We start from the raw sequence: 13,860 nt of genomic DNA on the forward strand, positions 1-13,860 counted from the left end.
CATGTTGGAGCTTTATGGAACCGAGCTTTCGTCGCGCCTGCTTCTCGGCACCGCTCAATATCCTTCGCCGGCCATCCTTGCCGATGCAGTCAAGGCGTCGGGCACGTCGGTGGTGACCGTCTCGTTGCGGCGTGAGATGGCGGGCGGTAGAGCCGGCGAACAATTCTGGTCGTTGATCCGCTCGCTGGGCGCCAGAATCCTGCCCAATACCGCCGGCTGCCTCTCCGTCAAGGAAGCCGTCACCACCGCGAAAATGGCGCGCGAGGTCTTCGGCACCAACTGGATCAAGCTCGAAGTGATCGGCAATCACGACACGCTACAGCCGGATGTGTTCGGTCTGGTTGAAGCCGCCCGCATCCTGTGCGAGGACGGCTTTGCGGTATTCCCCTATACCACCGACGATCTCGTTGTCGCCGAGCGGCTGCTGGAAACGGGCTGCAAGGTCCTGATGCCGTGGTGCGCACCGATCGGTTCCGCCTTGGGACCGGTCAACATGACGGCGCTGCGCTCGATGCGCGGATATTTCCCTGGCGTCCCGCTGATTGTGGATGCGGGGCTCGGACGGCCGTCGCACGCGGCCACCGTCATGGAACTCGGCTTTGACGCCGTGCTCCTGAACACAGCGGTCGCCAAGGCGGCATATCCGGTCGGCATGGCGCGTGCTTTCGGTAAGGCGGTCGACGCCGGTCGTGAGGCGTTCAGTTCGGGAATGCTCGAACCGCGCGACGTCGCCGTGCCATCGACACCGATGGTCGGCAGGGCCGTTTTTTCATGAAGCTCGATCCCTTTTATCTGATCGTCGACAGCGCTGCCTGGATCGAACGGCTGGTCCCACTCGGAGTCCGGCTTCTGCAACTGCGCATCAAGACCGTGGATGAGGCTGGGTTGCGCGCGGAGATCCGCACCGCGAAGGCCTTGTGTGCTCGATACCAGTGCCAACTCATCGTCAACGACCACTGGCGCCTGGCAATCGAGGAAGGCTGCGACTTCATACATCTCGGCCAGGAGGATTTGCAGACCGCTGACCTCTTGGCGATACGGGCAGCCGGCGTAAGGCTCGGACTGAGCACACATGATCATCAGGAGCTGGAAACGGCGATGGCCGCCGAGCCTGACTACATAGCGCTTGGACCCATCTATCCGACCATCCTGAAGAAGATGAAATGGGCGCCGCAAGGGGTCGAACGGATCAGCGAATGGAAGCGCCAGGTCGCGCCGTTTCAATTGGTCGCCATTGGTGGCCTCAACCCTGAGCGGCTCGACGGTGTCTTTGCGGCTGGCGCGGACAGCGCGGCGGTGGTGACCGACATCACGCTCAACGACGACCCCGAGGCGCGCACGCGAGAATGGATCGAAAAGACGGACCAATGGCGCTGAGGCGAGAACCACATGTGCTTGTCGTCGGTGGATCGGACTCCAGTGGCGGTGCTGGAATTGCACGCGATATCGAGACGATCTCTGCCATTGGCGTGCGCACCTGTCTCGCCGTCACAGCGCTAACGGTGCAAACGCATGACGCCGTGATCGAAATCTATTATTCGCCACCTAGCCTGGTGGCCAATCAGATGTGCGCCGCGCTGCAGGCCAACGACGTGGCCACAATCAAGATCGGCATGCTGGCGACTGCCAAGATCATTGTTGCCGTTGCCGCAGTGCTGCGCAAATTTCCGCATGTCCCCGCAGTACTCGACCCTGTGCTGGCCTCCACCTCAGGCCGCGCACTTCTGCAAGCAGGCGCTATCGCTGCCATGAAGCGCGATCTTATGCCGCTTTGCTGCATTGTCACGCCCAACCTCCCTGAACTGGCGCTCCTTAGTGGCTCCGAACTGGCAGTGGATGAGGACGGAGCGCTCCAACAAGGAAAAAGACTGCTGGCCGCCGGCCCTCAAGCCCTGCTGATCAAGGGTGGGCATGCGTCGGGAACCCGGTCGACCGATATTCTGTTACGAACCCATCCGCTTCGATGCACCGCGCCTTGCCACATCGATGCGCGGGACAGGTTGCATGCTGGCCAGCGCGATTGCGGCGCATCTGGCGAAGCCGAAGCCGCTCGAAGACAGCGTGCGCGAAGGCAAGCTGTTTGTCTTGGAGAGGCTTCAGAAATGCCGGCTGAATAACCACAGCGTTCTGCGTCCAGCCAAGCAGACCCATTTTCCAGAATTTTTCCCGTAGCGAGACTAGAGAAGGGGCTACTGCTTCTCTATGCCATCCTCACAACGCGTTGAGTTTCTCACTGCCAATTATGCGACTTTCGAGGTGCAAATAGCGAATATCGAGTTCTTAGTGACAGAAACGACCGGAATTGGTTGCGTGGATCACCAGGTCGCTACCGATTGGGTCAGCGACTCAATAGAACGTCACATCTCTGTCCACACTCGAGCTTATTTGCCGCAAACGCGTCGAGCCCCGCGTCAATCGGTCTTATAATAGTATCCGGGGCAGCTCCAAAGCTGTGGCATCGGCTACCCGCCGGCCGTGGCGCTTGCTGTTCGAGCGTCGGACGCCGCCTGCCATTGAACATCTGATGGGCTATTGGGTGGCGGCGACACACTCATCCAGGTGCAACTGGCTTTTTCAACTCGGGAACCAGCAGAAGCCTTCGCTGCGTCGCAACATTTGGATTATGTCGTACAGCCCGATCTTCCAGAGAAAACAAGACCTAACGTTCGAAACCTGTCACGCAACCAACCACCGAATGAAAGATCCAGCGTGCGATCGCAGGGAGGTAAGAATAACCGGTCTGGCTTTCCTATCGCCGGTCCAGGTTAAGACCAACGACGTCGTCACGACATCAACACAGTGCGCGAAGCGCTCGTATTCCTGAATCAGTGGCCAAAAGCGCGTCGGGGACCGGTATTCAGTTGCGCGGTGAGAAGCAGCAACGCAGCGATCGCCGGACAGATGACACCCGAGCAGGCGCGGCAAGCATTGTGGGATTTGCCAGGATTGCCGGCGTGCTGGCCAAATCTGATTTCGTCGTTGGTGGCGACTGATTTAAAGCTGCAGGAAGATCACCGCCGGTAACGCGTTGGCCCGCTGCTCGCCAAGACGGAAAGAACGCCGCCTTGTGAGTTCCAATAATGGGCGATGCGGGAATTGCACATGTCTGTGCCCATCTGTCCGGCCGAAATGCAAATGGCGTCACTGGCGAAGGTCAGCGAACGCGGCACGCAGGGCTGGATTCTTTTGACTTGCGGCAAGCCGACATAGGTGCTGGCTTGATGTCTCGGTCACTGCGACGTGTCATGCCGATTCATTCGTCAGCTACCATGACGATGCGGCGCGTCGCCTGCGATCAGTTGATCGAACCGCGGTGCAATTCGGGACGCTTCGTCGATCCCGACAGTTGCGCAAAGGGAAGCCAAATCAGCGACTAGAGGCAACGTGGCTACGGATTCGAAGGGACCCCGCTGTTGCCGAAGAGGTGACTGGTGGAATGTCAAAGATCACCTCGTGAAAGGCCATTTGGGGCCACCTAATGATAAAGCCGGATGCCGCTATCGGGTCCTGGCACGGGAATGACGGTCCGGCCCTACGGTGGATCGAGTTCGGTTCATGTCGCTTCGCAAGGAGGATGTGTTCCGGCGTCTGCCCGAACCCCTCTTTCTCGCATTCTGCGAGGTTGCGCGATCGGGCCGCTCGGTCTCTGTGCTGATCGCCCCTCCTGTTGCCATCGATCGATTCCGCTTCCGGTGCGCACGCACGTGTCGCGCGTGGCAATCATGCAAGGTCGTGAATCATAGGAGGATGTACATGCTTTTGTCGGATTTCGGCCGCATCGGGTTCGATCCGTTTGTGGAAATGCGGCGCATGCAACAGGAAGTAAACCAGCGTTTGGCCGGGCTGACCGCCAGCGCCGCTCAGGAGTTTCCGCCGATCAATCTTTGGACTGGCGAGGACAGCGTGGCGGTGGCCGCGGAACTGCCGGGGATATCACCTGACGAAATCGGCCTCACGGTGCGCGAGAACATTCTGACATTGAAGGGAACGCGCGAGCCTCGAACGGAGGACGAGAAATCCGTCTGGCACCGCCGTGAGCGCGCCTATGGGACCTTCTCCCGGACAGTGCAATTGCCATTCCGCGTCGACCCGGAACGGGTCGAGGCGCGTTTCGCCAACGGGCTGCTCGAAGTCGAGTTGCACCGGCCGGAGGCGGATCGGCCGAAGAAGATCCAGATCAAGGGATAGAGGGAGGCAAGCATGGCTCAGGAACGCGGATCGGCCGTCGCACCATGCTGCTCAATGCCCGCAAGGTGCTTTACGACCATAGTTCGGCCATCACCATCCTTCTCGCCTTCAATGACATAACGGCCCGTCGTATCATCGAGCGGGAGAAGGAAGAACTGCTCGGTCGCACCGAAGACCTGCTTCGGCAGAAAGACGTCCTGCTGCGCGAGATGGAGCATCGGGTTGCCAACAGCCTGCAGATCATTGCCTCGATCCTGTTGCTGAAGGCACGCTCGGTGACGTCGGAAGAGACGCGCCAGCATCTCAAGGACGCCCATCAGCGCGTTCTGTCCGTGGCCGAGGTGCAACGCCATCTCCACACCTCCGCCGGCGTCGACGAGATCGATGTCGGCTCTTACCTACCGAAATTGTGCAGCAGCCTCGCCTCGTCGATGGTCGGCGAAGCCCAGCCGATCACGGTCACCGTAATGGCCGAAGGCGGCAGGATAGATTCGCAAAGGGCAGTCAGTCTGGGACTAATTGTCACCGAACTCGTGCTCAACGCCATCAAATATGCTTTCCCCAAGAAGAGAACCGGCGCTCGCATCCAGGTGAGCTACGAGACCGCGGGCAGTGACTGGAAACTGACGGTTTCGGACAATGGCGTCGGCAAGATCGCCAACGACGTACCGGCTACCGGACTTGGAACAGCCATCGTCGAAGCACTGGTGAAACAACTGGAGGCCAGGGTGGAGATTATCAGCGATATTGACGGCACCAGCGTGTCGGTCACCCGGGCGACGTTCACCTCGCGCGTGCCGCGAGCGGCGTAAAAACCGTTACTACGATGCTGCCTTCCGGACATCGCCTGATGTCCAGGGGATCTTCTGCCGCCACGGCCTTGTCCCCGGAGCGCAGGACTGCCAGTCGCATCGCATAAGCCGAAACCTCTCAGTCGGTTGAGGGCGCTTCCGATGGCCAAGATCCGCTTTTTTGGCGTTCAGCCGGTGGGACCAAGCTCTGAAGCTGACGCTGCGCAGGTCTTTGCGTGGATGACTCGGTGCGGTCGGTAAACTCGAAGTGGCGGTTGTGTGCGTCAAGTTCTGCAAAATGGGGCGGCCACGATGCTGGTCATGCGGCTTGGCGTAGAGCGAGCTTCTTGTGCTCGCGCAGGTCGTCAATGTTGATGTAGGGCCTCCATCCAGTTTTCGTTGGTTTCGACAGCCGGCGCCCTGACGAGGCGCAGGCAGCTTTCGGCGTTGGGGAAGATGCGCACGACATAGGTGCGCCGGCGGATTTCCTCATTGAGCCGTTCAAGCATGTTGGTGCTCTTGAGATGCTTGTGATGCTGGCGCGGCAGGCAAAAGAAGGTCAGCGTGCGCTCGATGGTCTCCTCCACCGTCGTCCATCTCGGCCTCGAGCACCTCCTGCATCACCGCACGGATCATTTCGTGAAGTCCGTCCGGGTCTGAAAGCAGAATGTCTTTGACGGCAGCGCTGGCGGTCTTACTTTCAATCTTGGTCATGGTGGCGTTCCTTCGCGGGAATCGGCGACATGAACAATCACCAGATCCCATGGCGACGGATGGATAGCGGCGCGTGCTCTGGCAGAGTGACGCTGCTAACAAACACCCCGCGGAGGAACACCATGCATGTAGTGGCCGACCGATCCGAAACTCTGACTGCTATCCGGACTGGTCTGGGCGCAATCTTCGTATCGCTGGAGCTCAGCCGTTCAACCTGGCTGATCTCGTCGTTGTCGCCAGGTGGCGGCGAGAAGTTGTCGAAACACAGTGTCCCCAGTGGTGATTTATCCGCCTTGTTCCGTCGCTTCGATAGCGTGCGAGAGAAGGCAAGAGCACGCATGGGGCCAGACTTCCCCGTCGTCGCTATCCAGGAAGCCGGGCTCGATGGCTCCTGGATCCATCGGGTTCTGAGCAAGGCGGGGATCGAGAGCTACGTCGTTGATCCCGCTTCTATCGCAGTGTCTCGTCGCAGTCGCCGAGCCAAAACCGATAAGATCGATGGTGAAACGCTCGTCTCTCCTTGCCTTCAAGCGAGGCGAACCGCGCATATGTGCAATGGTCAAAGAGCCAACACCGGAGCAGGAGGATCGCCGGCGTATCTGTCGTGAACGCAAGGTACTGACGACCGAACGGGTATATAAAACGCCGCTCACTCAGAATGGTCTCGTCGCCCGAGCCCAGCGGCCGTAGGCGGGATGTTGGTGCAGCCGTGAAGAGCAGCGACCGAATGTGAGGTTGATCTGCTCGGTTACGAGCAGAGTCCTGCAAGTCGGGTTCAACCTGGATCCCATAATCGATATGACAAGCTAATCCCACTTTGACCGGCGCTCAGCACACCTAATTTCGAGCCGCGCCGACCTACACACCCGCTATCGACATGATCCGAGTGGCGGCCTGAACTAGGCCGGCAAACTCATGTTCGTTGGCACTGTTTTTCGCTTGCATCCCGGTTAGGCGGGGACAGACGCCCTACTGCGACGCCTGCCCGGCTTGTCCGTGTCTCGCTCGCCTGACGTTTCGGGTTCGGTCTCAATGATCTCGCCCGCCACCACGGCGCGGGTCCGCTCCAGCATCGCGGGGATGTCCCGCGCGGGCAGCGGGCGGCTGAGCAGGAAGCCCTGCGCCTCGGTGCAGCCTTCTCTTCGGACCCGTTCCAGCTGCTCCACGGTCTCGACGCCCTCGGCGGTGGTCTGCATCCCGAGGCTGTTGCCGAGGCTCGTGACCGCTCGAATGATGGCGACGGAACTGTCGATATCTCCGGCGTCCGTGATGAAGGATTGATCGATCTTGATCTTGTCGAATGGGAACGAGCGCAGATAGCTCAAGCTCGAATATCCGGTTCCGAAGTCGTCCATCGCGATATGAACGCCGAGCATGTGGATATGTTGCAGCATCGAGAGAGTCGCCTGGCTGTTGGCCAGCAGCACTGTCTCGGTGATCTCAAGCTCAAGCCGGCTGGGGGCAGTCCCGAGATATCCAATGCCTCGACGATGGTGGAGAGCAAGCGCGCGTTGCGAAATTGCGCCGGGCACAGATTGACGGCGACCTTGATGCTACCGGGCCAGCTTGCCGCGTCGAGACAGGCTTGCTTGATAACCCATTCACCGATCGGGACGATGAGGCCGATGTCCTCGGCCAGCGGGATGAATTCTCCCGGGGATACGATGCCGCGCGTCGGGTGATGCCAGCGCAGCAGCGCCTCGAAGCAGCTGACCTCGCCGCGGTCGAGATTGAGGAGCGGTTGGTAGTAGATTTCGAACTGCTGCCGCACCACCGCTTCGCGCAGGTCGAGTTCGAGAAACCGCCGCGCCTGCATGCGCGCATCCATTTCCGGTTCGAAGAACCTGTAGGTTCCGCGGCCTTCCGCCTTCGCCCGGTAGAGCGCCATGTCGCCGGTCTTGAGAAGTTGGTCGGCGTCAATGCCATCGTCCGGCGCGATCGAGATGCCGATGCTGGCGCTGATCATAACCCCGTGGCCATCGACGACATAAGGTGCGCTCAGCCCATCAATGACCCGTTGGGCAAGAGCTGTCGCCTCGACCGGCTGATCAACCGCGGTTTGAATGATCACGAACTCATCGCCGCCGAGCCTTGCCACGGTGTCGCCTTCACGGGCCACCTGTTTCAGTCTGGCGGCGACCTCCTTCAGCAAGGCGTCGCCAACCGGGTGCCCCAGCGTGTCGTTGACCATCTTGAAATGATCGAGATCGAGGCAGTGGAAAGCAATCTTGCTACCATCACGCCGCATCTCGACCAAAGCCTCCTCGGCGCGTTCGCGGAACAATATGCGATTTGGAAGCTCGGTAAGTCCGTCGTGGCGCGCCATGTATGAAATCTTGGCTTCGCTCCGCCGCAAGTCGGTCACGTCATGGTGAGTGGCAAGCCACCCGCCGCCCGGCAGTGGCTGATGGATGAGGTCGATGGTGCGTCCGTCCCTGAGTTCCACCAGGCTCACCGTCCGCTCTGCGCGATCGATGGTCTCCGTCAGCTGCTGCACATACTTTTCCGGGTCATGGCCGGCATAGAGGCCCGCCGCGATCCGGAACCGCATCAAATCGATCCACGGCGTGCCGGGACGAGTCAGGGGCTCCGGCACATGGTAGAGATCGGCGTAGCTTTGGTTGCACAGAACCAGCCGCCTCTCCGCATCGAACATGCAAAGCCCTACGGGCATATTGGCGGCGGCCGCGGCCAATTGCTGCCGCTCCAGCTCGGCTTCTCGGGCCAAGGCATCGCTGCGCTCCAGGCTGGCCCGGTAGCCGGCAAAGGCCGAGAACAGCACTCCAACCTCGTCCTGCCGATCCCTTTTCAGCGCAATGAGACTCGAACGGCGCTCGCCCTGCGCCAAGCAACGCATCGCCTCGGTCACGGCGAGGATCGGCTTGCTGACATTGTGGCGTATCCAGGCGACAAGCCCACCAAGACACCCGGCGGCAAAAAGAACTGCCAGCCAAGTCAATCTTTGCGCAACGGTGTAGGTCCTGTCCGCCATCACCGCCGCGGCCGTGCTGCGCTCGTTGGTGAGGGCCAGCAGGTCGTCCAATCGCTGCGTGGCGGCGGCAACGGTCGGGAGCGATACCGTCTCGAACTCCTTGACAGCCATTGTTCGCCCTCCTGTTTCGAGGAGCGGGAAAATCGATGTCAGGGAATCTTCGTAGGCCGTCCATAGGTTGACGAACTGGTCGAACAGCTGCTGCTCGGCCAGCGATCCGGCACTCCGGCGATAGGCGCGCCGACCTTGCAGTATTTCGTCGCTTTCCCTCGCCATCTCCTTCTCAATGCCGGCTATCTGCGCAGCCTCGGCAGTGCGCACGCGCAACGTCGCATAGAGCTGGTGTTCCGCGAGGTTGCGCTTCATCTCGCCGACGATCTGGACCTGGGGCAACCAAACGCTGGTGATCTCGCTCGTGACCTTGTTGAGTGATCGCAGTTGCGCGACCCCAAATACTCCCACGGCCACGACGCACAGCAGCGCCAGCCCAAAGCCCAACGAGAGCTTGGTCCCGACGCTAATGTCCTTTAGCCCTCTCATCTAGAAAACTGCAAACGCAAGACCAGTCCTCGTCAAATAGCATCGAGCTTTAGCGAATAGTAAAAGTATTCCTAGTGTCGCGTCTAAGGTATTAATGCTGGCTTAAGACTGCGTAATCCCCTAGAGGATCGACCAAACCACGTTGTAAAAGGCCGGCGGATGAAGCTCACCGATTTCCATATGATCCGATGACGGGCCTACAATGAGATCGAGGTGCTCGCACCTAGTCTTGGAAGCCGCTTGCAGCTTCTTTCACCGCACCGTGGGATCGGCCTTCGATCCCCTTCGAATGTAGCGAGGCCAGCCCATATTATGCACGACGATGGGGCTTTGAGGCTGGCAGTCGAATCTATGATCGGCAGTGTTCATCAGCCGAGGAAGGAGCGCCGCGGCGCGCGCCGAGGCGGTGCGCGAACTCGAGCGTGATCGCCGAGATCGAGGCGAAGGAGCCGCTCGAAGCGCTCGACACCTTCATGGCGCAGAACGCATCGATGATCCAGGCCCAGCATGCAGCCTCCAGCTTCGATGTCCATCGGGTCCTTCAGGCCATGGACCACGAGCCGAGACCGCCGCAAGGCGATGCCGGACTGATGCGGCTGCCGGTGGTCGACATGCAAGGCCGGCCGCTGGCCAGCGAAGCCGAGTTGCGCTATTCCATTTTCCACCGCTTGACCTCGGGCGCGGTGAAGGTGGTGGCGGTGCAGCTAAAGGGAACTCCGACTGGAGCCATGCTGACACGCACGTTCACCGTGGAGGGCGTGCCCTACCGCATGGACCTGTTCGGCGGCAGCAAACTGAAGCCGCCGCAAAAGAGCCTGAACCAGCTTGCCTCTCACCTGCCTTTCACGGCCGCAGAGGCCCCAAGCGGCAAGCTTTTGGCGATCCCCTATGCCGAGACGGCTCCGGGTACGGCCTTTGAGCAGCTGTCGCGGGCCTGGGCGCCGTTCAAGGAAGCCTATTACTATACCCAGCGCCGCGGATTTGCCGCGCCGCCGGGCATCCCCGACATTGGCCCCCATGATTATGCGCTGGAAGGGTGCTTCAAGCTGTCCCTTCTGCCCGACCATCCCGCAGGCGCAGTGCATCCCTTCCGGTTCGAGGGGCGAGACGGCGAGATCGCCTTGCGGCCGCATGACGGCTGCGGCTTCATTAGGGCCTCACTGGCCGAGCGCATGCCGTCCATTGCCCGGGCTCGCCACGACGCTCCCGAGCGGATGCCTGCCTATGCCGATAAAAGGCAATCGGCGGTACCGCCCTCGGCGCTGCAACATTATCCGCGTAGCGTCGAGGTAGCACAGGAGACCCGCGAGAAGGCTCAGGCTTGGCTCGAAACCCATCAAAGCCTCACCGCCGAGGAGCTGTTCCGGACGGTCACGGGCGGGCATATCGAGGGTTCGAGCGCTATCGCCGTGCCGTCCAGCGACGAATGCCTGCATGTGCCGACGGGCAAGAGCAAGACCTTGACCCGTGACGCTGGCGTGCTTGTCGGACGCTCCCCCTATGACAAGCCCAACCTGCGCCCGTTCGCCGCCGACCGGGTCAGGTCGGCGCGCGATGGCGACCGGACCGCGGCGTTCCTGGATCGGTGCGTGGCCTTCCAATATAGCTTCAACTTCGCGCACAGGTCGGGGGCTGGGCTTGCCGCCGACGATCCGACCTTCTTTGCCAAAGGCATCTTGATCGTTGTGCCCGACGAAATGTGGCCGGCGGACTTCGCCGAGCGCGGGGTCGTGATGTCTGCCGAGGACGTAAAGTGCCATTCGTACTGGCTGGAGGAAAAGGACCGGGTCAAGGCCGACACCGCGCTCGAGTGCGTCGGCATCCTGCAGGCGACGGAGGTGTTCGCGCCCGGCTCTTTGGTTGCGGTTCCAAGCGTCGAACAAAAAATGCTCGACGGCGATTTTGATGGCGACACCGTCGTCATCATTGGCGACCAGCCTCGCCTTTACGAGCATGTGCGCCAGTTCGACGCGCAGCTGCAGGCGCGCGGCATCGCCTCGATGAAGCCGCCGAAGTCGCACACGCCGGCCATTGAGAAAAGCGGCTACCAGTTCACCCGGTCCAAGCAGATCCTGTCGGCCACCGGGCTGGTGCTGGAGACCTACAGCTGCCTGCAGCGCAACGTGCTGGCGCAGCCGCTGGAGGCGCAACGCTGGTTTGCCGAGCGTGCCATCTTCGGCACCTACGAGGGCATTCATAATGAGCTCAAGGCCGACATCCGCGCACTGTTGCAGGAAGATCGGCCGGATGGCCAGGCCCTCCATGAGCTCATCGCCAGGGCGAGGGAAGACAGCAAGGCCGCCAGGCATCCGGTGGCCTGCGAACTGGCCGCGTTGTTAGTGGCCGAGCTCCAGGACTGGAACCTGCAGCTCAATAGCGAGCCGGCTCATGAGCAGTCGGAAGTCAAGCTGCATGAAAGCGCCATCAATCTGTTGAGCGTCGGCATCAAGGTCGGCACTGACGCCTACAAGTCCGATACCGGTGCGCGGGTGTTCATGCAAAAAACCACCGAATTGCAGCGGCTCTTGGAGCAGAGGCCGGGCTTCAAGTCGGCGCCATATGTCAAGGCGCAGGCGGCAAAGCTCCACCAGGGCCGGTTCGACGTCGATGGCAGCCTGGCGGATCTGAAGGACAACCCCACGCTGGCGGCATCGGTCATGGAGGCCTCGATCAGACTCGCCGTCGAAAAGCGCATTCTGCTCAGCGCCTTAGCAATCTCGGCCGAAGACGACCGCGCCAGCACGATAACGCTGAGCAGCGAACAGGCCCTTGAGCGGGCCAGGCTCGAAGCCGCCCCCGCCGAAGCGCAAGAAAGCGCGATTACCAAAAATTGTGCATGCGGTTGCCGAGCTTTTGCGGCAGGACGGCATCGAGGTGAAGGTGCCGCATCTTGACCAACGGTCGGGCGGGCAGGTCTGGATAGCCGACGAGTTGACCGGCCAGAGCGTGAGCACGGCGCCGGAGGCCCAACTGGTCACCAATGCCGTGCGCCATGTCTTCGAGATCCCGGACGAGGCTTTTACGCGCGCCTTCAGGAAGGCGGCACTGGCCTTCGAGGAGCGGGACTGCAGCGAGGTCGAGACCACCAACTGGGTCATCAGGATGGACAGGCCGCGGTTACGCGGCGTTCACACGGCGTTCAGAACCGCGCAGAACTATCGCTTCGAGGTCGAGTTCCCTACGCCGGCCAGTTATCGGGCCGAGCTCGCGCACCGCGCGCAGAGCTCACAGCTAGTCCCCATTCCCCGTGGTGCCTGGGAGATATTACACTGGGACTCGTCAGGAGAAAGCAGGTCGAGGGCGGCAGGGACCTCCAGGTCGCCCATCGTCGCAAGACAACAGATTGCGGTCGCTCGCTCGCCGCAAGCCGGCGAGATCCTCGCGGCCCTCGGTACGCGGCCGGTCGTGCTCGTCGGCATGCCGGCGAGCGGCAAGTCGACCATCGGCGCCCAGCTTGCCAAGGAGTTGGGGGTGGAGTTTGTCGACATCGATAAGCATATCGTCGCCGATCACGGCAATCTGATGGAGATGTTCGCCGACCCTGGCCGTGGCGAGGCGCACTTCAGGGACCTGGAGACCAAAGAGCTCGCCAAGCAGCTGGAGAGAGGCCCCATCGTCATCGCAACCGGCGGCGGCTGCTTTGGCAAGGAGTCCAATCAAGCCCTGATTCTTAATAAGGCGAGGTCGATCTGGCTCGACACCCGAGCTGAAAGAGCTCCGCAGGCGCCTCGAGAGGGACACCAGCCGGCCGCTGCTGCAAGGCGCCGACATCGAGCAGAAGGTTGACCAGCTGTACGAAGAGCGCAGTCCGTTCTACCAAAAGGCCGATATCAGGTTGCCCCTCGTCCCGCCCTTTCAAAAAGACAAGAAGGACGCCCGCATTTGCGTGAAGGAACTCTACGCTTTCCTGTGCAGCGACAGAGAAGCCGCTCTGCCCGCTGCCGAGATATCACATGTCTCCGGTGCTTCCGGCACCGCCATCAGCATGTCCCCAACAGCTCAGCGCATGCACGATGATCATCACAACGGCTACGATTGCGGGGGCGGCGTCGTGGAAACCATCCAGGCGCCGGCGGCACTATTGAGTGAAAGGGAACGGCCGCCGCTCCTCGACACCCTCACCGCCGACCCGCAGCCTTTGCTGGCCGGCAATAACGCACGAGCGAATTTAGCGTCTTCCACGAGAAGCAGGGAACGCTCAAGTCGAGGACGATAGCTTAGGCGTCGCAGGTTTGGTGCAGGGTGCGGGTTCGCACCGAATGCTAATAAAAGTGGGAAACGCATGCATAAGTCGTGAGAAGCCTGATGGCCGAGTTGATCCGGCCTGGATGACACAAACGTACAAAGACGAACCGCCGGTGCCGGGTCGCGCGCCAAATCCTGGTGATCGACCGGAAAGGATCAGCTCCGAGTCTAAACGGCATCGTCAACTTAATGAAGCGCGGATACTATGACAGAGTGACCCAATCCACCGCCGCGCCATTGCGTCGGTTTCGACAGATAAGATGGATTGGGCAGGCGAGCTCAAAAGAGCGATTGTAAATCGCAGTTGTAGCAGTGTAACAAACTGCGTAACAAAAAGCGCGAAAAGATTAGCATTTTCAGCAGGATAGGCGTGAAACCGAATCCCTCCCT

Annotated in this window: 10 protein-coding genes and 4 pseudogenes; 10 read left to right on the plus strand and 4 right to left on the minus strand. The window is 60.8% G+C overall.

Features of this window, described 5'->3' with window-relative positions:
* The first annotated feature begins 1 nt into the window (after position 1).
* The 6 genes and pseudogenes from EJ068_RS13355 to EJ068_RS13385 form a co-directional block, all read left to right on the plus strand.
* Positions 2-775: a thiazole synthase gene (locus tag EJ068_RS13355; protein ID WP_126057619.1), complete on the plus strand. Its 774-nt coding sequence runs from the start codon at positions 2-4 to the stop codon at positions 773-775.
* On the plus strand, positions 772-1,377 hold the full coding sequence (locus EJ068_RS13360) for a thiamine phosphate synthase (RefSeq protein WP_126057618.1): 606 nt from the start codon (positions 772-774) through the stop codon (positions 1,375-1,377). The genes EJ068_RS13355 and EJ068_RS13360 overlap by 4 nt, the downstream gene beginning before the upstream one ends.
* Positions 1,368-2,172: pseudogene (locus EJ068_RS13365) on the plus strand (hydroxymethylpyrimidine/phosphomethylpyrimidine kinase). Before EJ068_RS13360 ends, EJ068_RS13365 begins: the two are co-directional and overlap by 10 nt.
* Positions 2,173-2,799: 627 nt before the next feature.
* Positions 2,800-3,024: a DUF982 domain-containing protein gene (locus tag EJ068_RS13375; protein ID WP_245454712.1), complete on the plus strand. Its 225-nt coding sequence runs from the start codon at positions 2,800-2,802 to the stop codon at positions 3,022-3,024.
* Positions 3,025-3,555: 531 nt separating this feature from the next.
* Positions 3,556-4,188, plus strand: coding sequence for an Hsp20/alpha crystallin family protein (locus EJ068_RS13380; RefSeq protein ID WP_126057616.1), 633 nt, complete (start codon positions 3,556-3,558; stop codon positions 4,186-4,188).
* 29 nt (positions 4,189-4,217) lie between these two features.
* Positions 4,218-5,000, plus strand: a pseudogene (locus EJ068_RS13385) (sensor histidine kinase); the annotation flags it as partial.
* Between the two features lie 298 nt (positions 5,001-5,298).
* On the opposite strand, the pseudogene EJ068_RS13390 reads toward EJ068_RS13385, so the two are convergent.
* Both EJ068_RS13390 and EJ068_RS13395 read right to left on the minus strand, forming a co-directional pair.
* Positions 5,299-5,581 (minus strand): annotated as a pseudogene (locus EJ068_RS13390) (transposase); the annotation flags it as partial.
* Entirely contained in the window at positions 5,481-5,693 is a 213-nt protein-coding gene (locus EJ068_RS13395; RefSeq protein WP_126057615.1) for a hypothetical protein, read from the minus strand. The gene EJ068_RS13395 and the pseudogene EJ068_RS13390, both read right to left, overlap by 101 nt.
* Before the next feature lie 122 nt (positions 5,694-5,815).
* Here EJ068_RS13395 and EJ068_RS32620 point away from each other — a divergent pair.
* A pseudogene (locus EJ068_RS32620) lies at positions 5,816-6,329 on the plus strand (transposase); the annotation flags it as partial.
* 314 nt (positions 6,330-6,643) lie between these two features.
* Here EJ068_RS32620 and EJ068_RS13405 read toward each other — a convergent pair.
* Entirely contained in the window at positions 6,644-7,120 is a 477-nt protein-coding gene (locus EJ068_RS13405; protein WP_189367335.1) for an EAL domain-containing protein, read from the minus strand.
* Complete coding sequence (locus tag EJ068_RS13410) at positions 7,015-9,225, minus strand: diguanylate cyclase (RefSeq protein WP_126063807.1); 2,211 nt, start codon at positions 9,223-9,225, stop codon at positions 7,015-7,017. The genes EJ068_RS13405 and EJ068_RS13410 overlap by 106 nt, the downstream gene beginning before the upstream one ends.
* Positions 9,226-9,647: 422 nt before the next feature.
* On the opposite strand from EJ068_RS13410, the gene EJ068_RS13415 reads away from it, so the two are divergent.
* The 3 genes from EJ068_RS13415 to EJ068_RS33295 are packed head-to-tail and all read left to right on the plus strand — an operon-like array spanning position 9,648 to position 13,441.
* Complete coding sequence (locus EJ068_RS13415; RefSeq protein ID WP_245455307.1) at positions 9,648-12,119, plus strand: hypothetical protein; 2,472 nt, start codon at positions 9,648-9,650, stop codon at positions 12,117-12,119.
* Positions 12,079-13,011 carry a shikimate kinase gene (locus EJ068_RS33655; protein ID WP_245455306.1) on the plus strand — a complete coding sequence of 311 codons (933 nt, stop codon included), beginning with the start codon at positions 12,079-12,081 and terminating at the stop codon, positions 13,009-13,011. The genes EJ068_RS13415 and EJ068_RS33655 overlap by 41 nt, the downstream gene beginning before the upstream one ends.
* Complete coding sequence (locus tag EJ068_RS33295; protein WP_245454879.1) at positions 12,980-13,441, plus strand: hypothetical protein; 462 nt, start codon at positions 12,980-12,982, stop codon at positions 13,439-13,441. The genes EJ068_RS33655 and EJ068_RS33295 overlap by 32 nt, the downstream gene beginning before the upstream one ends.
* Positions 13,442-13,860: the final 419 nt, after the last annotated feature.

Source organism: Mesorhizobium sp. M2A.F.Ca.ET.043.02.1.1, assembly GCF_003952405.1.
Classification (GTDB): Bacteria; Pseudomonadota; Alphaproteobacteria; order Rhizobiales; family Rhizobiaceae; genus Mesorhizobium.

What these genes read in the sequence shown, in the direction of transcription:
- EJ068_RS13380 (WP_126057616.1), top strand. Translation starts at nt 3,556, where the DNA reads ATGTCGCTTCGCAAGGAGGATGTGTTCCGGCGTCTGCCCGAACCCCTC.
- EJ068_RS13410 (WP_126063807.1), bottom strand. Translation starts at nt 9,225, where the DNA reads ATGAGAGGGCTAAAGGACATTAGCGTCGGGACCAAGCTCTCGTTGGGC.
- EJ068_RS13355 (WP_126057619.1), top strand. Translation starts at nt 2, where the DNA reads ATGTTGGAGCTTTATGGAACCGAGCTTTCGTCGCGCCTGCTTCTCGGC.
- EJ068_RS13360 (WP_126057618.1), top strand. Translation starts at nt 772, where the DNA reads ATGAAGCTCGATCCCTTTTATCTGATCGTCGACAGCGCTGCCTGGATC.
- EJ068_RS13395 (WP_126057615.1), bottom strand. Translation starts at nt 5,693, where the DNA reads ATGACCAAGATTGAAAGTAAGACCGCCAGCGCTGCCGTCAAAGACATT.